The sequence below is a fragment of the Paenibacillus sp. MAH-35 genome (assembly GCF_058135425.1).
The window spans coordinates 380,447-397,332 of sequence record NZ_JBYUPU010000002.1; the positions used below are offsets into that span (position 1 = coordinate 380,447).

The following is a 16,886-nucleotide window of genomic DNA, read 5'->3' on the forward strand; positions in this document are numbered from 1 at the left end:
TGATCTTGTAACAAGGGGGGACCGTATGTCCATTCTTACTTTACACACACAGCACATTATGGAGCCTTATGAAGACGCCCGCTTCGCCTTGCCGCCCAGATTCGGTTACTGGTCGATTCCGCATACTCACGATTTCTACGAAATTTTCTTGGTTGCAGCCGGCACCGTCACGCACGTCGTCAACAACATCAGACAGGTGCTTCCGGCGGGGACCATGGCCTTCGTCAGACCGCATGACGTTCACAGCTTCGAGAAAAACGGAAGCGGCGACATTTGCTACATGAACGTCAATTTCCGTGCGAGCACCATCATGCACGCTTTCGATTATCTCGGCTCGGGCTTCAAATCGGAGCGGTTTAATGAGTCCCCGTTGCCTCCGATGCTATCCGTGTCGCCCGAGGATATAGAGCAGACGCTCGGCTTGTACAAACGAACTGTCGCGATGCTCACCCATTCCCCATCCACCGATACGACTCCGGTCCGAGCCTTCCTGATGGAGATGCTGCTCCGTTTCTTCTACCCGCAGATGGAGCAGACGGACATGACAGGGCCGAGATGGCTCTCTGAATTGCTGGAGGAGATGGACAACGAGAACAGTCTTGCCGAAGGACTGACGAGAATGCAGCGATTGTCCCCCGTCAGCACGGAGCATCTGTGCCGCACGATGAAAAAGCACCTCGGTAAGACGCCAACGGAGTGGATCAATGAAAGACGGCTTCGGGCTGCAGCGAGTAGGCTAACGGTCAGCACGGACGAGATCGCCGCGATTTGTTTCGACATCGGCTTCAACTCCCTGAGCTACTTCTATACGTTGTTTTGCAAGCAATACGGAATGTCCCCCAATGTCTACAGAAGAAACAAGCAACAGATATGAACCGCTGAGATTGTTGTAACTGCATCTCCTCCTTTTTACGTGCCCCAGACTTTGCTCATCGCCGCCGCTTATGGCGTAACCGACTGTCTAGGGTCATTATAGTTGTTTCTTCAGCCGCTTTCTTCTGCCGGATTGATTCGGTTTTGCTGCATATTGATATCTCCGATTAGGCCGAATAGGAGTGACAAGCAGGCCTTAACCAAAGACTGCATGACCCTGCGTAAGAGGGAGCTTGTTGTTAATAAGATAGAAAAAAGAGGTACCCTAAAACCATAGTCGGTTGCAGGATACCTCTTTTAGAACTTTAGTCGATTAATTCGGATTTCTGCAGAAGCCGCCGAACGATAACAGCCGCCTCCGCTTTGGAGATAAACGCCTGAGGCGCCAACAGGCCGCCGTCTCTGCCGGTCACGATTCCCGCCTGCAATCCGGCTGTTACCCCGCTTCTCGCCCATTCCGACACATCCTCTGTATCGATAAATGGCTTCAGCAACTGCTCCGGATCGGCGGACGAAACCGATTCGGCTAGACCGGTAAGTTCCATCGCTTTCGCAATTATGACCATCGCTTGTTCCCGGGTGATCTTGTCATCCGGGCGGAACGAACCGTCTTCGAACCCGCTAATCAGATCGTGCCCATATGCCGTCTGAACCGCACCGCTGTACCACGAAGCTGCAGTTACGTCTGTAAAGGATGCGTCATCCTTTCCTTGCTCTATTCCCAGCCCCCGGACCATGATGGCGGCAAACTCCGCACGCGTAATATCTTGATCCGGACGAAACCGGTTGCCGCCGACTCCGCTCACGATCAACCGCGACCCCATATCGTTGACCGCGGCTATCGCCCAATGGTTGGCCGCATCCTCGAACTCCAACGGATTCCAGATCAGCGCATAGGTGCTGTTGGTCAAGCTGCGGATCACCGCATAATACTTGCCGTCCTTCACCACGATTCGGGTAGGCACGTGACGGACCTTTCCATCCGGGCCGATAACGACTGCCGTAGTGATCTTATTCGGGTCGACGCCGTCAGGCAGGGCAATCTGCCGCTCCACATACGCGTCGAAGGACGATACCGGGATCGAACTGTCACCATGTACGGCTCTGATCGTATAGTCGATCGGCGGCAGTACCAGGTGGAAGCCTCCTTGAGCGGCCGCCGCTTCCACAACTTGCAGCATCTCCGCCGCAGGCTCGGAAATTTCGATCTGAATCCGGATATCCTCCATAGCAACCGTCTCCCCGATCTCAGCCGACAGGGCATCGATACCGAGACGTTCCACAGGCAGGATATACGTCGTCCGGCCGGTTCGGATCTCGATTACGGCCTGCCGGTTCGCCAACGTTCTCACCAATTGGCCGTTCAGTTCGCCGATGACTACACCAGGTTTCCCGTCCACGGATAGGGTGATGATCGGCCGTTGTTCCGTCGTCAGCTCGTTCTCCAGACTTTTCGGATCAAGCGTTATCGTTAGAACGGTCTGACCGTTACGGACCGTAGTCTCTACGATACCCGCCTGTTCCGGCTTGCCGTTGACAAGGATCGTCGCTCCCTTCCCTTTCGGCTCCCCGACCGGAGGCGTAACGGATGTAACGGTCTCCTCCTGAGCCGGACTTTCTTCACTAGAAGACGAAGTCGGCACGACAGCATTGGATGCGGCCGAAAGCGTACCTTCACCCGCGCTATTCAATGCCCGTACCGCAAACGTATAGCTCGTATCGTTGGACAAACCCGTGATCGTAATCGGGCTGGAAGCTCCCGTTACGATACGTCCTCCCGGCGATACGATTACCTCATACCCGGTAATGGCACTGCCCCCGTCGTCCGTTGGAGGAGTAAAGGTAAGGGTGGCTTGCCCGTCACCGGCAACAGCCTGAACGCCCGTCGGCGCCGCCGGCGTATCCGGGTTCACCTGCTGGGTGACGGTAAACGTCACATTCGTCATACTGTTCGCCATAACGGTAACCGTTGCCGTATACATGCCTGCCGCCAAACCGTCCTTCGCTTGCACCGTAAAGCTGGTGGACGCTCCGCTATTCAGCGTCGATGCAGGCTGTGTGAGTACAAAATCGCTGCTGTTCCCGCCGCTGAACACCGCACGGAGATTGACCAAATTCGCGTTGCCGGTGTTCTTGATCCCGATCGATTTGCTCTCCTGCGTGCCGGCTGTATAGCCTTGCTTCAATACCGCAGCCGTCTGGTTGCCAATGGCCTCGATCGTATAGGTCGGTAACGCGTTCACTGTGATACCCGCCGTCTTCGAATCGGTCGAACCGGCTGCATTCGTCCATGCCGATCCGTTCCACGTTTGCTTCTGAAAGGCCGCAGTCACGGTATGATTGCCTTCTGATCCGGTCGTATAGGAAGCCAGATAGCGGTTGGCGTTCAAATGGAATGTTCCGGACGTACCGTCCGTCGAGGACCAGCCCGTTGGAATGTAACGTTCGTCGCCGGCCGTCGTTCCCGGCATATCCTGACGATCGCCGGTCGCCTGCAGCATAACCGTCTCTCCTGCCCATACGGTCGTCCGGGAAGCCGTCAAGCTGTTCCCGGCGGCATTCGCCGCTTTCGGAACCGGAATGACCGTGATCTTGACAACGTCGCTCACGGCCGTTTCCGTCTGTCTTCCGGTAGCGCTCGAGTCGGTGTTCGTCACCATTACATAGAAGTAACCTTCCGCACCGCCCGGTGTCGGGACGAGGTAACTGCTGCTTGTCGCACCCAGGACTGGCGCCGCTCCATTCGTATCGTTCACGGAATTGCGGTACCACTGATAGCTGAGCACCCCTTGGCTGACGGTGGCCGCCGCATTCAAGGAGTAGCTGTCGCCCTCGTTTAACGTCCGGCCTTGCGGCTGCGTCGTAATCGTCGGCGCGGCCGCATGCGTCAGCGCGTTAACGGTTACTTTGGCGAGGCCGCTCGTTGCTGTGGACATCTTGTTGCCCGTCGCGGCCGAGTCCGTATTCGTCACGATCACATAGTAATAATCGTCTCCGACCCCGGCCATCGTTTTCGTTAGCGTTGCACTCGTCGCTCCATTTACCGCAAATCCGCCATAAACGGGGGACGTATTCCGGTACCATTGGTAACTTAGCGTTCCTTGGCTGACAGTCGCATACACGCTTAAGGTGACGCTGCCCCCCTCGTTCACCGACTGGTCCTGCGGCTGCGTCGTAATCGTCGGCGCGGCCGCATGCGTCAGCGCGTTAACGGTTACTTTGGCGAGGCCGCTCGTTGCTGTGGACGTCTTGTTGCCCGTCGCGGCCGAGTCCGTATTCGTCACGACCACATAGTAATAATCGTCTCCGACCCCAGCCATCGTTTTCGTAAGCGTTGCACTCGTCGCTCCGTTTACCGCAAATCCGCCATAAACGGGGGACGTATTCCGGTACCATTGGTAACTTAGCGTTCCTTGGCTGACACTCGCATACACGCTTAAGGTGACGCTGCCCCCCTCGTTCACCGACTGGTCCTGCGGCTGCGTCGTAATCGTCGGCGCCGCCGCATGCGTCAGCGCGTTAACGGTAACTTTTACGATGCTACTCGTTACCACAGACGTTTGGTTTACCGTTGCGCTGAAGTCCGTATTCGTCACGACGACGTAGTAATAATCGTCCCCGACTCCCGCCATCGTTTTCGTAAGCGTTGCACTCGTCGCTCCGTTTACCGCAAATCCGCCATAAACGGGGGACGTATTCCGGTACCATTGGTAACTTAGCGTTCCTTGGCTGACAGTCGCATACACGCTTAAGGTGACGCTGCCCCCCTCGTTCACCGACTGGTCCTGCGGCTGTGTGGTAATGACCGGAGCTTCCGCATCAAGCGTTGCCGCATTGGCCAGCGGCAGCGCCCCGGGCATCATATGGAAAACCAATAGCAAAGCCAGGCCCACTACAAATACTTTCTGAAAGCAGTTGCGCATACCATTCCCCCAAGTTCTGAATAGAGCAAGAGAATCCCGTTGATCCGAGCAAGGAGGATAACAGAACAGCCCCGCTCTGAAACGAAAAAAAATGTGAACCCAACAAAACTCATCGAAGCATGAGCGGTTCGCTCTACCCGATGAGTTGGTCTCACAAGCAGCAATTACCGGCCAAACGTCCCACTGGAAGGAGTTCACGAGGAGCAGTTCGGAAAGACTTCCTCAAATCCGACAGGTTGGAAGCGGTCCTCTCCCCTTGGTTCGTTTGACTCAGTTAGTTATTCAGCGATGGAATTGATACCTATTTCACATAGTATAGCAGTATTTTGCGAATAGATAGTGACAGATGTCACGATTTTGTCATATGACAATTTTACATTTTATGTTAAATAATTCTCTCCTATTACATTTGAACAGAATTGGAACAAAGGGGTTGGTTCTGGTTTGGAGTAGGCACAGCCTAGGAGGAAGGGTCAGAAGCTTCCTTGTTGTTCGTGTCGATCCACTCCCGGAGCTGTTTGCGGACTTGATTTTTCTCAAAATTCGAGATTGTTGCAAATTTACTGTTATTTGTAAATTCAGGCTCAAAAAAAACGACCGCCCGATGCTCATCGAACCCTCGTATTTTGTGGATATTCACCAGATTCGTCCGGTCCAGCTTGCGAAATCCGATCGGAACCAGATGCGATTCCAGCGTAATGATTTTCGGAATTAACGGATAGAATGTCCCGTCGATCGTATGAAAAATAACGCTACGATTGTCGCTCTCGACAAAGACAACGTCCTTTATATCCAAATATATGATTTCACCGGCATTCGCGGGATCTTTCGTTACAGGATAGATCATAGATTCGCTCCGTTAAGAGAATTGGCTGCCCGACATGGAGTTGGGCAGCCGATGAAGACTACTATTTCAATTGCTCTGGTACTTCAGGGCGGTGAGTGTGTAGCGGAGATGCCGTTTGTACAAAATAGACCGCGATTCTCTCCAGCACATACGATACTGCTTTAGCCAAATAAGATGTCATGACTTCACCTCCCTTCTTAGTGGCAGCAACAGAATACCCTGAATGAAAAAAACGACTGCTAAAAGGGAAGAACTCCATATATAATTAGACCCAATGATGAGGAGCGAAAGTACTTTCATAATAGGAAAATACTTCTCAGGCATTCGTGCATATCCACGTATATTTGCAGGTGCAAGCAAGACTGCAAGAATAAAACTAATTGATGTAAATACCGGAACCCATAGTCCCGGGATGGTGATGTGAGGAGGGATCGATATTATGCAGGTTGTGACTATCATGCAAACATTAGCCGACTTAAAATGAAAGCCGCCCGATACCGCACGAAGCAGAGTAAAGGCCGTTAAAGAAAGTAACGTACCCAAAAACTGACCTGTTATCCAGCCAATGAGCAAAGAGGCACAGACGGGTATTACAAAATTTATTACAATTGTAAGAGCATATTTGAGTACAGCTTCGTGAGCCGTTTGTTGTTCATTGGCGCTTTTAATCGTCCGTGCAAGCTTTCCGGCCCAAACCTCAATCATGCGAATACTCCTTCTTTCGTGCGAAGTAGAGTAGCACTAACAAAACCACTCCCGACAAAAAGACTGTCTCCACACTTCTTTGGGCAATAAGACTATATGACGCTACTTGAAGATTCCCTAAAATAACCAAAACCAAGAGCCATAAATTAATACCACGAAACTCGACTCGAACGTGTTCAAAATCCGGCACAAATGTAAAGCCCAATCTCCGTTTATAGATAACCCATCCAATGATTAAAGCTGATAGGATGGTTAGGTATTGAAGATAGTAGCCGTTCGGTAAAGCTAGCGTCTCTTCAAATGTGAATCCGGATATCTTCCAAACCAATATGTACAAGCTTTGTAGAAAAGAATAGGCAACATAACCATAGGTAGTCACTATTGCCGCATAAAACAGATGTACGCGGAATATTTGCCAGGTGCATAAAATGACAAGAGGTAATTGGAACGCGGGCGCAACAGGTCTCATATTTAATACATCGAACAAAACATAAGAAAGTAAAGACAACAAAAAAGAACATAAAATTAATTGACCCCAAAATCCGCGGTACGGAAACTTAAACATCGCAAATGTCAGTATAAACAGAGCAAGCCATTCCAATGATGAAAAAAGTAGAAACCGCATAACTTCCATATGGACTGCCCCTATCGGAATCATTTCCCATTGCGCGCATATATCGGAAGGTGTATTCGCTTTCATTATACCACCGGAATCTTCCATTTTTAAAGTTAATTTTTGGTATTTTACTGTCATTTTAATAATAATATTGTCAATATTTTGTCGTTATCACCTCCTTTCCAGCTACAGAACGCCCAAAATGACCGGGTACGAAGTCGCAGTTCGACATGTACCCGATCTCAGGGATATTCGGCTATCTATTTATTTGCTATAAACGACCGGAAAATGCTCCCCGGCCAGTATCTCTCCTGGCTTCACCTCGACGTACTCGTGCATGACATGACCCGCAGCGGGCTCATACCGGGTATGTCCGGGCATGTAGTGCACCGCGATCGCTCTTCGCTTCATCTGCGAGCGGTTATGCGGACTGCCGTGCCAGGTCAGGCAGTGGTGGTAGCCGACCTGTCCCTTCTTGATCTCGAACGGAACGGCTTGGATAACGGCGTCCGTGGGCAGCAGCTCCGGCTGCTTATGGGACGGCTTGAACTCCTTCGTGCTGGCCAGATGCTTCATATGATTGCCCCACTTGTGACTTCCCGGCACCATCCACATGCAGCCGTTCTCGATAACGGCATCGTCGAGCGCAACCCAGGCGCTGACAAGATCCGCAGGCTGGATGATCGGCCACAGCGGATGATCCTGATGCCAGCCCGTCGGGCCTCCGGATACCGGCGGCTTATACTGGACCTGATCGTGCCAGATGCGAACCGTACCGGTTTTGCACAGCTGGGCGATTTCCTCCGTAAGCACCGGATGACAGGCATGCCGGAAAAACAAATCGCTCGCCATCCAGATGTTGACGATCTGGACAACCTTTTCATTGACGCTCATCTTCATGTTGTCGTACAGGGACGTCTTCCCGAGCATGTTGTGGTTCAGGACAGGGCGCCTGACCGTTTTCCCCTCGATGACCAGGTCCAATTCCTCTCGAAGCCGCTCCACCTCGTCGTCGCTTAGAATGACGGCTCCTTTCAAATAACCGTTCGTTTCAAATTCCGCCAGCTGCGCTTCCGTTAACATCGCTTCCCCACCCGCTTTACATCGAATATCCGTACACGCTAAGCTTATAGCAGAACAGCTCCGGTGTATTTGCAACTGTCCCACCGATTATTTGCAATTATTCCATATAGCCGCTAGTGGGGAGGAAACCGCATGAATATCGGGAATCTGTGGGGCACGACCCCAAGCGTCAATTTCGCCTCCAGATCGGTTACCGACTCGGCCCAACAATGGGGACCGCGCCTGATCCCGGACTGCCAGTTTTATTATGTCGTGTCGGGCCGAGCGGATCTGCAGTTGGGACCTGATCCGTATGAGGTGCATCCGGGGGACTGCGTGTTCTACGGCACGGACAGTCCGCATATATTGCGGGCCGACCCGGGAACCGACTATTACAGCCTGCACTTCGCCTGGCATGCCGACTCCCCTTCTCCCGTACACCCGGCGGGCGGTCTGAGGCACGATGCAGCGCTCGATATGTCGGGCAAGGCGCAGGAGTACGGCGTATATGCGGAAGGCTTCGGCCATGTGACCGTGCCTCACCGGTTCACCGTTCCCGGCATGCAGCCTCTGCTGCAGCGGATCGTCAACGAATATACGCAGGAGCAGCCTGGCTATCCGTACGTGCTCCGGGCGCTGCTGATGGAGCTGCTGGCCTTTACAATCCGGCATTTCGCCGACCGCAGCCATACTCCGAGGCGGAGCGGCAAGATCGAAGCCGCACTTGGGGCTATGAGAGACCAGCCCGGCAAAAACTGGTCGGTTGCTGAGCTGGCCGGCCTGTGCGGTTACCACCCGAGCCATTTTGCCAAGCTGTTCAGCTCGGAAATCGGGACCAATCCGAAGTCGTACCTGATCAAGGAGCGGCTCAGGCAAACGAAGCAGGCGCTTCTAAGAGGCGAAAAGCTGGAAGCGCTCGCCGATCGGCTCGGCTATACGAGCGTCCACTATTTGAGCAATCACTTTAAACGGGAGACCGGTCTAACGCCAAGCGAATTTAGGCAGCAGGGGGCGAGTATTGGTACGTGAGGGAGGAGATTGAGGCAAGTCGCCTCGGACAACAAGAGGAGCGGAATCGTCCGGAAATCCGGCGGAGGTTGCGGGGTCCTGACAAGATCGGCACGATACGGTGATCGGATGGCGAGGTATACAGCCGGCGGATACGAAAATCCGGGAACGGCCGGCAAAGTTTCGCCAGAGCGCTGACGAACCGGAGCCGGTACCGGTTTCGGTAACAGGAGCAAGAGCAAGAGCACGAACAAGGTATCAGAACAGGAATCAAAATAGGAACCAGAACAGGAACGGCAGCAACCTGAGCATAGTCGGAGCGGACCTGCCGCTCCGCTCCGGGTTCCATGCTCCAACGAATCTGCCTAAGCCGCAAGCGCGACCCCGATCCTTCCTAAAGTTACCCGAAATGCTCCAGCAGAAAGTCGACCAGTTCGCCGGGGCGCACCGGATCGGCCGTATGGCGAAATACGAACGGAATGCCATACTCGTCATACCGCTGCTTCAGCACGTAACCGTGCATCGGATGGTGAATCACTTCGCCGACAGGCGCTTCCGCCGGAATGCGCGGCAAATCGAACACGAAATCGTAAATCATAACGATCGGGGGCGCCGCCTCTGACATGAAATTAATCGCCGACGCTTCCTCCGCCAGCTTCAGTACGTCCGGACGATACAGCTCGTCGACCGAAGGAATGCCGTAAAACATCGCGATATTCGGCTGAATATGCGGACCTTCGTATATCCCCTCATAAAACCGCTGGTCCTTGGACACTTGCGTGCCGTATCCGATGAAGGCGCACACGGCCGAGGACGTCCGCTCCACCGGATCTTCGCTGTCCGGCTTCGCGAGATTTCCTTTCAGCGCATTCCACAAGGCGATGTGCCCCCCGGCCGACGAACCGGACGAAGCAATCTTATCCGGATCGATCTTCCACTCCGCAGCTTTATTCCGGACGAACTGGATCGCCCGCGTACCGTCCTCCATCGGAGCCGGGAACGGATCGGTCGTAATGAACCGATAATTGCACGTGACAACGGAGATTCCGGCCTCCAGACATTCCTTCATAAGAGCCGTCGATAGAAAAACCGACTTGTCTCCGTGCACGTATCCGCCGCCATGGAAGAAAATCAATACCGGAGTCGGCTTTCCGTCTTCGCGCGATACCAGATACGCATCCAGCACGTTTCTCTCATACGGGCCGTATGCCACGTCCTTGTGCTCTACCACTTTCATAAGTTCGTTCAACCTTTCGCAAATTGATAGGCAGGTTCGGAAGGCAACGGTTGGCATGTTCGAACCTGCTCGTCTGCCGTGCCGTTTACCCCCTATATTATAGCAGAGAAAGGAGATTATTTTCGGAAAAGAGAGAAAAAAAGAACAGCAATTCCTACGGGAAATTGAAGCGGGCAAATCTCACGTTAGTGCATGGGGGAAGCGGGAATAGGTATCTTCGCTTCGGTCGCCCGCCCGGTTTCGGTTGCCGCTTCCGGGTCATAGCGGCAGCAGCCGCCTTCCGGTAAGAGTCACATACTTCCCCCCCTGCAAACGGCTGCTTAACCACGCGAATTAGTAGGGGCATCACCCAGTCACCCAGCGGGAGGTTTGACGCATGGATCGGTTAAGGACCAACTGCTTGGGCTGAGCGTATGGTGAAACAAACCGCTTCCGGAAGTTTTGTTTCCGTTATTTGCTGTTGGCAGCAGAAAATCGACGCATAGCGGAACTTTTTGTTCCGTTATTTGCCGCATAGCCGCCTCTATCCCCCTAAATATCCGAATTAACGGAAACTAAACTTCCGCTATAGTGTGAAAGTTGTATGCGTTCCGGAAATAACGGAAGTCACGCTTCCGCTTTACGATGGATGAACCGGTGATTCCGCGGTCCCAAACCATATGCATCCCTTATCCACCGGCAACTCCAATCCTAAATCTCCATACACCAAAAAAAGGACCCGCTGCGGTCCGTTTCTCTCATCCCTTGTCTGCCTTACAGCTTATCCGCATATTTCGTCAGATCGTCAATCAGCAAATTCGCCGAGCGGATGCCGCCGGACAAGTTCCATATGACCTCTTCCACCTTAAACGCCATGTTGGTTTTGGCGACGTTCAGGTTTTTGTACAGCGGGTCCTTCATCCACTCTACCTGATTTTTCGTGTCGCCCTTCTCATCCGTGTAGTCCGCATTAAAATAGTACATAATGTCCCCGTCCATATCCGCGATCCGTTCCTTCGTGATCACTTCCATGAACTGCTCCTTGTCCTGCGCCGCCGGACGGGCCAAGCCGATATCTTTCAAGATGACGCCTGCGAACGTATCTTTCTGGTAGATGCGGACCGCCTGGGGCTGGAAGCGATCCAGATGAGCGTGCCGAGAGCCATACCGCTGCCCCAGACCGTAATCGCCATAACGATAAACAGGACCGCGCCGGCATTAACACCAAGCACGGACGGCGAAGCGAGCGGGTTTTTGGTCAGCACCTGCATAAGCGCTCCCGCCACGGCGAGACTGGCTCCGACTGCCGCGCCGATCAACGCGGACGGCAGCTTGACAGTCCGGATCATCAGGTGATCGTTAGTCCCATTAAAATGAAATAAAGCCTCCCACCATACAGATAAGCTGAACCGCTGAATGCCCAGCGTCATACTCGCCAGCATGCCGGCAAGCATAAGCGTCAGGAGAGCGAGCAGCACGAGCAGTTTGGCTTTGCGGCTTGTGATTAGGCTTGCCACGCTAGATGAACCCCTCCAACCGCCATTCGGTATTCCGCCTCTCCGTCTCCCGGACAAGCTCAACTAAGTAATTTATGATAAGGATTATCAATCTCATTAACAATATAAAGGAGCGCCGTCCTCATTGCCATATACGCGATTGCCCGTTTTACATGGACGCTATTGCCCGTTGCGCCCTTGGTGCAAAGCCGGAACCAAGCCTGAGGGAGCGCCCCGGGACAGACCGATGTGCCGGCCGATCACGGCCAAGCGGTCCGCACGCAAGCCGTTCCCGAGCGATACATTCCCGTCCAGCCGCAGCCCGGCAGCGGGAAATCCCTCCATTGCCGATCGCATACGGATAAAATAAGGCAACGAAACGGATAAAAGCGGACATGTACAAATCTAAATTTCGCCGTTTATAATGATATTGATTATTATTATCAATTACATATTGCTTGGCATTCGCATTCCTATAGAGATGACTCGATCATCAGCTGGGGTTGCCTTGCTGAACAAGGAGGAAGAAAGAGAATGAGAGCTGTACATCTGATGCTTGCCCTGGTGATGACGCTGGCACTGGCGGCCTGCGGCACATCGTCAACGACAACGAACGGAAGCGCTAGCGGCCCTTCCGCTCAGCCGGAAGCTGCCGCGCCTCAAACGGACGGGGGAGAAAAAACGATTAAGCATGCGATGGGGACCGCAACGCTCAAGAAAAAGCCCGAACGGGTTGTCGTTCTTTTCAACGGCATGACGGATATTACCGCTCATCTGGGCGTAAAACCGGTAGGCTCGGTGCAATCCTGGGAAGAAAAGCCATGGTACAACTATCTCCGAGCCAAAATGGACGGGGTGAAGGATCTCGGGGAAGAAACGCAGCCGAACATCGAAGCGATCATTGGGCTGAAGCCGGATCTGATTATCGGGACGAAAACCCGTCATGAGAAAATTTACCCGCAGCTGAGCAGCATCGCGCCGACGATTATGACCGAAGAGATTTTCGACTGGAAGGCGAATGTGAAATATGCCGCCGACGCGCTGTACATAAAGGAAGAAGGCGACAAAATTCTCGCGGATTGGGATAAGAAGGTTGCTGAATTTAAACAGAAAGCAGGCGACAAGCTGGCGAAGACGGAAGTGTCCATCGTCCGCTTTGAGAGAGACGGCAGCGCCCGCTTCTACGCAACCGGATTTGCCGGCACCATCTTCAAAGAATTGGGCATAGGGCGTCCGAAAGCGCAAATTCTCGAGCCGGGCAAGGCAGTTCTGAATTTGACGACCAAGGAGCAGATGTCGCAGCTGGACGGGGACTACATTTTCGATATTACAAGGCTTAACTCGGAAGAGCCGTCGGTCGAGAAATCGCAAAACGACTGGACCTCGCACCCGCTCTGGAAAAATCTGAAGGGCGTCAAAAACGGCAAGTACTTCAAGGTCGATACGATTACGTGGAACCTGGCGGGAGGCTCGATGGCCGCTCAATCGATGCTGGCCGACCTGTATACATATTTCGACATTAAATAAGGAAATACGTAGAGGAATGAGCGGCAGGATCGTTCATTCCTTTATGAGCGTAGGGAGATCATCAAGATGAACCTTAATCAAACCAACTTATGGAGAGCCGGCTGGCTGTCGGTTTTCGTCCTTATTTTGCTCGGCTGCTTCGTCGCGAGCATTCTTTTTGGCTCCACGCGATACGAATGGTCGGCCGCATGGGCGTCGATTGTTCACTATGATGAGAATGTGAATGAGCAAATTATACTGCGCACGACCAGACTGCCGAGGGCTTGCATTGCGTCTGCCGTCGGAGCCAGTCTGGCGATTGCCGGGGCGCTGATGCAGACACTCACCCGCAATCCGCTGGCTTCGCCAAGCGTGCTGGGGGTGAATGCGGGCGCCTCCTTCCTGGTTGTGCTGGCGGCGGTTACTTTCTCCGTGTCGTCGCTGCAGGTGCTGATGTGGACCGCTTTTATCGGGGCGGCGCTGGGCGCTGTCACGGTTTATATGCTGGGTTCGATCGGGAGGGACGGTCTGACGCCGCTTAAGATCGTACTGGCCGGCGCTGCGATGACGGCGCTGTTCTCCTCCTTCACCCAAGCCGTTCTCGTCTTGAATCAGCAGGGGATCGGTACCGTACTCTTCTGGCTGACGGGGACGATCGCCGGGCGCTCCCCCGATTTCCTCATCACGGTGCTGCCGTATATGGCCGCCGCCTGGGTGGCCGCCTGGCTGATTTCCAAAGATATGAATGTGCTGCAGATGGGGGAAGAAACCGCCAAAGGCCTGGGGCAAAAGACCGTGCTCGTCAAATCCCTGGCAGGCCTCTTCATTGTCGTACTAGCGGGCTGCTCGGTATCGGTTGCGGGTCCGATCGGTTTTATCGGTATTGTCATCCCGCATATTTCGCGGTTTTTCGGCGGCCTGGATCACCGGTGGGTCATTCCGTATTGCGGGGTGCTCGGCGCGATTCTGCTGATGCTGGCTGACATCGGCGCACGGTTTATTGCGATTCCGGAGGAGATGCCGGTCGGGGTGATGACTGCGATCATCGGCGTTCCGTTCTTCGTCTACATCGCGCGGAGGGGGCTGGCCCAATCATGAAGCCATATAACACCGTCCGGTTCAAGGGAGGCGCCGTCTCTTTTCTGGTGCACCGGAAATCTCTTCGTATCACGCTCTTGCTGCTCCTTGCTTGTATCGCCGCAGCGATTATCAGCACCGGGCTCGGGGAAATGGTGATTTCTCCCCTGAATGTCATTCGCAGCCTCTTCGGCATGGGGGCGGAAGACCATACGATGGTGATTCAGAAAATCCGTCTTCCCCGCATTATTGTAGCGATGCTGGTCGGCGCTTCCCTGGCGGCGGCAGGCGCGATTCTGCAAGGCATTATTCGCAATCCGCTGGCTTCGCCGGATATTATCGGCGTCACAGGCGGGGCTTCCGTCGGAGCGGTGACGTTCCTGACGTATTTCCTTGGCACCTTCAGTATCCGCTGGCTGCCGGTTGCGGCGATGCTGGGGGCGGCTGTCGTGTCCGTCATCCTCTACGTTCTCGCCTGGAAAAAAGGGGTTACGCCGGTTCGGCTCGTACTGGTCGGCGTCGGGATGGCCGCTTTGATGTCGGCCGCGACCACCATGATGATCGTGTTCAGTCCGACGAATGATCCGGCGCAGGTGTATCTGTGGCTGACGGGCTCGGTGTATGCCTCGAACTGGGAAAATGTGCTCACCGTGCTGCCCTGGACGGCGGTGCTGCTCCCGCTCGTATTCCTGATGGCCCGGCATGTCAACATCGGACAGCTCGGGGACGATCTCGCGGCCAACGCCGGCAGCGCGGTGGAACGTAATCGCCTGCTTCTGCTGCTGATCAGTGTGGCGCTGGCCGGTTCGGCCGTTTCCGTCGCGGGCGGCATCGGTTTCGTCGGTCTGATCGCGCCGCACATGGCCCGGAAGCTGGTCGGCTCCAGCTTTGAAAACGTGCTGCCCGTCTCCGCCTTGCTCGGCGGTACGGTGGTCGTGCTGGCGGATCTTGTCGGGCGCACGTTGTTCCTGCCGCTTGATATTCCGGTCGGGGTATTCACCTCTGCCGTCGGAGCGCCATTCTTCATTTATTTGCTGTACACGAAACGGAATTCATGATGGGAGCGGTGGCTGTGAATATTCTGGAGACCAAGGAGCTGCTTTTGACTTACGGGGACAAGAGCATTATTGAAGGGCTGAACCTGTCGATTCCAAAAGGCAAAATTACCGTGTTCATCGGCGCGAACGGCTGCGGCAAGTCGACGCTGCTCCGTTCGATGGCCCGCCTGTTAAAACCGGCCAAAGGAGACATTATTCTGGACGGCAAGCTGATCTCCCGCATCCCGACCAAGGAGATTGCCAAAAGCTTGTCGATCCTGCCGCAGGGGCCGATTGCGCCGGAGGGACTGACGGTGTTTCAGCTTGTGAAACAAGGGCGGTATCCGTACCAGAACTGGCTGAAGACGTGGTCGGAGGACGACGAGCGCCATGTACGGGAGGCCATGCGCGTAACCAAAATGGCGGAGCTGGCGGGCAGCGCGGTGGACTCCTTGTCGGGCGGCCAGCGGCAGCGGGCCTGGATTGCAATGACGCTCGCTCAGGGCACGGAGACGATTTTGCTGGATGAGCCGACCACGTATTTGGATATGGCGCATCAAGTGGATATTTTGGATCTGTTGTTTGAGCTGAATGAAAGAGAGCAGCGTACGATCGTCATGGTGCTGCATGACTTGAACCTCGCTTGCCGCTACGCGCATCATCTGGTGGCGGTCAAGGATAAGACCGTCTATGCGCAAGGCAAACCGGAGGACGTGATCCATCCCGAGCTGGTCCGGCATGTGTTCGGCATGGAATGCGAAGTGCTGCACGATCCGTTCTACGGCACACCGCTGTGCATACCGAGAGGAAAGGGGCGGCATACCGACGCCTTCAAGGCGAACGAAGCACAGAGGGCGCAACGCGAAACGAGAGGGGAGATTGCAGATGAGCTTATCCGAATGTAACTGGACTCAAGCCGGTCCGATCGCCAAGATCATTAAGGAAAGAAGAACGATCCGACTGTTTAAGGACGACCCGGTTCCGGACGAATTGCTGCTGGAGCTGTTGAATGTAGCGATTTGGGCGCCGAATCATGAGAACAGACAGCCTTGGCGTTTTCTCTTGTACAAAGGGGAAGGGCGGGCAGCTTTGGCGGATGCGATGCTGCAAACCTACTCGGGCGAAGACCGGGAACGATACGGGAAGCGCAAGCGGGATTATTTTCTGGAGGTGCCCGCTCATCTCGTCGTGGTGCTGAAGGAGGATACGCGTCAAAAGCAGTGGGATGAAGACTACGCGGCCGCCTGCGCGCTCATCCAAAACTTTCAGCTCGCCGCATGGGAACAAGGCGTCGGCGTCGTGTGGAAAACGAATCGTTATAACTATGAAACGAATTTCCGGGAAGCGATCGGCATTTTGCCGGAGGAGAAAATCGTCGGGATTCTGCATATCGGATATCCGGCCATCATTCCTGCCGCACAGAAGCGGACGCCTGCGGAAAATCTGCTGACGATTATCGATAAATAATCGCCTAACCCCTTTTCAAGTCGAGAATGAGCCTTTATAATTTGTGATAACAA

15 protein-coding genes and 1 pseudogene are annotated in these 16,886 nt (G+C 54.1%); 7 read left to right on the plus strand and 9 right to left on the minus strand.

The features are described 5' to 3' along the window. Window positions 1–25: 25 nt before the first annotated feature. Window positions 26–874: a helix-turn-helix domain-containing protein gene (locus AC3Y2E_RS03290; RefSeq protein ID WP_379207092.1), complete on the plus strand. Its 849-nt coding sequence runs from the start codon at window positions 26–28 to the stop codon at window positions 872–874. A 304-nt stretch (window positions 875–1,178) separates the two neighbouring features. On the opposite strand, the gene AC3Y2E_RS03295 is transcribed toward AC3Y2E_RS03290, so the two are convergent. The 5 genes from AC3Y2E_RS03295 to AC3Y2E_RS03315 all read right to left on the minus strand — a co-directional run bounded on the left by AC3Y2E_RS03295 (window position 1,179) and on the right by AC3Y2E_RS03315 (window position 8,047). After that, entirely contained in the window at window positions 1,179–4,796 is a 3,618-nt protein-coding gene (locus AC3Y2E_RS03295; protein WP_379207094.1) for an S-layer homology domain-containing protein, read from the minus strand. Between the two features lie 460 nt (window positions 4,797–5,256). Then, a complete protein-coding gene (locus AC3Y2E_RS03300) occupies window positions 5,257–5,643 on the minus strand; it encodes a LytTR family transcriptional regulator DNA-binding domain-containing protein (RefSeq protein WP_379207096.1) in 387 nt (128 codons plus the stop codon). Window positions 5,644–5,704: 61 nt separating this feature from the next. After that, window positions 5,705–5,902, minus strand: a complete 198-nt coding sequence (locus AC3Y2E_RS03305) for a cyclic lactone autoinducer peptide (protein WP_379207099.1) — start codon at window positions 5,900–5,902, stop codon at window positions 5,705–5,707. Beyond that, window positions 5,821–6,348, minus strand: coding sequence for an accessory gene regulator ArgB-like protein (locus AC3Y2E_RS03310; protein ID WP_379207101.1), 528 nt, complete (start codon window positions 6,346–6,348; stop codon window positions 5,821–5,823). The genes AC3Y2E_RS03305 and AC3Y2E_RS03310 overlap by 82 nt, the downstream gene beginning before the upstream one ends. Before the next feature lie 880 nt (window positions 6,349–7,228). Next, window positions 7,229–8,047 carry a phytanoyl-CoA dioxygenase family protein gene (locus tag AC3Y2E_RS03315; protein WP_379207104.1) on the minus strand — a complete coding sequence of 273 codons (819 nt, stop codon included), beginning with the start codon at window positions 8,045–8,047 and terminating at the stop codon, window positions 7,229–7,231. Between the two features lie 132 nt (window positions 8,048–8,179). Here AC3Y2E_RS03315 and AC3Y2E_RS03320 point away from each other — a divergent pair, with 132 nt between their 5' ends. Next, window positions 8,180–9,055 carry a helix-turn-helix transcriptional regulator gene (locus AC3Y2E_RS03320; protein WP_379207106.1) on the plus strand — a complete coding sequence of 292 codons (876 nt, stop codon included), beginning with the start codon at window positions 8,180–8,182 and terminating at the stop codon, window positions 9,053–9,055. A 379-nt stretch (window positions 9,056–9,434) separates the two neighbouring features. Here AC3Y2E_RS03320 and AC3Y2E_RS03325 read toward each other — a convergent pair whose 3' ends face one another. The 4 genes and pseudogenes from AC3Y2E_RS03325 to AC3Y2E_RS03340 all read right to left on the minus strand — a co-directional run bounded on the left by AC3Y2E_RS03325 (window position 9,435) and on the right by AC3Y2E_RS03340 (window position 12,091). Beyond that, the gene (locus tag AC3Y2E_RS03325; RefSeq protein WP_379207108.1) at window positions 9,435–10,271 is read right to left on the minus strand and encodes an alpha/beta hydrolase fold domain-containing protein; all 837 of its coding nucleotides are present in this window, start codon (window positions 10,269–10,271) and stop codon (window positions 9,435–9,437) included. A 753-nt stretch (window positions 10,272–11,024) separates the two neighbouring features. After that, a pseudogene (locus tag AC3Y2E_RS03330) lies at window positions 11,025–11,390 on the minus strand (ABC transporter substrate-binding protein); the annotation flags it as partial. Continuing rightward, complete coding sequence (locus AC3Y2E_RS03335) at window positions 11,330–11,704, minus strand: iron chelate uptake ABC transporter family permease subunit (protein ID WP_379207224.1); 375 nt, start codon at window positions 11,702–11,704, stop codon at window positions 11,330–11,332. The gene AC3Y2E_RS03335 and the pseudogene AC3Y2E_RS03330, both read right to left, overlap by 61 nt. A gap of 222 nt (window positions 11,705–11,926) precedes the next feature. Continuing rightward, on the minus strand, window positions 11,927–12,091 hold the full coding sequence (locus AC3Y2E_RS03340; protein ID WP_379207110.1) for a hypothetical protein: 165 nt from the start codon (window positions 12,089–12,091) through the stop codon (window positions 11,927–11,929). A gap of 189 nt (window positions 12,092–12,280) precedes the next feature. Between AC3Y2E_RS03340 and AC3Y2E_RS03345 the strand changes: the two genes are divergently transcribed. The 5 genes from AC3Y2E_RS03345 to AC3Y2E_RS03365 all read left to right on the plus strand — a co-directional run bounded on the left by AC3Y2E_RS03345 (window position 12,281) and on the right by AC3Y2E_RS03365 (window position 16,833). Further along, on the plus strand, window positions 12,281–13,273 hold the full coding sequence (locus tag AC3Y2E_RS03345; RefSeq protein WP_379207112.1) for an ABC transporter substrate-binding protein: 993 nt from the start codon (window positions 12,281–12,283) through the stop codon (window positions 13,271–13,273). Window positions 13,274–13,339: 66 nt separating this feature from the next. Continuing rightward, on the plus strand, window positions 13,340–14,350 hold the full coding sequence (locus tag AC3Y2E_RS03350) for a FecCD family ABC transporter permease (RefSeq protein WP_379207114.1): 1,011 nt from the start codon (window positions 13,340–13,342) through the stop codon (window positions 14,348–14,350). After that, a complete protein-coding gene (locus tag AC3Y2E_RS03355) occupies window positions 14,347–15,387 on the plus strand; it encodes a FecCD family ABC transporter permease (RefSeq protein ID WP_379207117.1) in 1,041 nt (346 codons plus the stop codon). Before AC3Y2E_RS03350 ends, AC3Y2E_RS03355 begins: the two co-directional genes overlap by 4 nt. A gap of 14 nt (window positions 15,388–15,401) precedes the next feature. After that, window positions 15,402–16,271, plus strand: a complete 870-nt coding sequence (locus AC3Y2E_RS03360) for an ABC transporter ATP-binding protein (protein WP_379207119.1) — start codon at window positions 15,402–15,404, stop codon at window positions 16,269–16,271. Next, complete coding sequence (locus AC3Y2E_RS03365) at window positions 16,252–16,833, plus strand: nitroreductase family protein (protein WP_379207121.1); 582 nt, start codon at window positions 16,252–16,254, stop codon at window positions 16,831–16,833. Before AC3Y2E_RS03360 ends, AC3Y2E_RS03365 begins: the two co-directional genes overlap by 20 nt. Window positions 16,834–16,886: the final 53 nt, after the last annotated feature.

Coding starts and splice junctions, on each gene's coding strand:
- AC3Y2E_RS03295 (WP_379207094.1), bottom strand. CDS start 4,796: ATGCGCAACTGCTTTCAGAAAGTATTTGTAGTGGGCCTGGCTTTGCTA.
- AC3Y2E_RS03310 (WP_379207101.1), bottom strand. CDS start 6,348: ATGATTGAGGTTTGGGCCGGAAAGCTTGCACGGACGATTAAAAGCGCC.
- AC3Y2E_RS03345 (WP_379207112.1), top strand. CDS start 12,281: ATGAGAGCTGTACATCTGATGCTTGCCCTGGTGATGACGCTGGCACTG.
- AC3Y2E_RS03290 (WP_379207092.1), top strand. CDS start 26: ATGTCCATTCTTACTTTACACACACAGCACATTATGGAGCCTTATGAA.
- AC3Y2E_RS03340 (WP_379207110.1), bottom strand. CDS start 12,091: ATGGAGGGATTTCCCGCTGCCGGGCTGCGGCTGGACGGGAATGTATCG.
- AC3Y2E_RS03365 (WP_379207121.1), top strand. CDS start 16,252: ATGAGCTTATCCGAATGTAACTGGACTCAAGCCGGTCCGATCGCCAAG.
- AC3Y2E_RS03325 (WP_379207108.1), bottom strand. CDS start 10,271: ATGAAAGTGGTAGAGCACAAGGACGTGGCATACGGCCCGTATGAGAGA.
- AC3Y2E_RS03355 (WP_379207117.1), top strand. CDS start 14,347: ATGAAGCCATATAACACCGTCCGGTTCAAGGGAGGCGCCGTCTCTTTT.
- AC3Y2E_RS03315 (WP_379207104.1), bottom strand. CDS start 8,047: ATGTTAACGGAAGCGCAGCTGGCGGAATTTGAAACGAACGGTTATTTG.
- AC3Y2E_RS03350 (WP_379207114.1), top strand. CDS start 13,340: ATGAACCTTAATCAAACCAACTTATGGAGAGCCGGCTGGCTGTCGGTT.
- AC3Y2E_RS03305 (WP_379207099.1), bottom strand. CDS start 5,902: ATGGAGTTCTTCCCTTTTAGCAGTCGTTTTTTTCATTCAGGGTATTCT.
- AC3Y2E_RS03300 (WP_379207096.1), bottom strand. CDS start 5,643: ATGATCTATCCTGTAACGAAAGATCCCGCGAATGCCGGTGAAATCATA.
- AC3Y2E_RS03320 (WP_379207106.1), top strand. CDS start 8,180: ATGAATATCGGGAATCTGTGGGGCACGACCCCAAGCGTCAATTTCGCC.
- AC3Y2E_RS03335 (WP_379207224.1), bottom strand. CDS start 11,704: ATGCTTGCCGGCATGCTGGCGAGTATGACGCTGGGCATTCAGCGGTTC.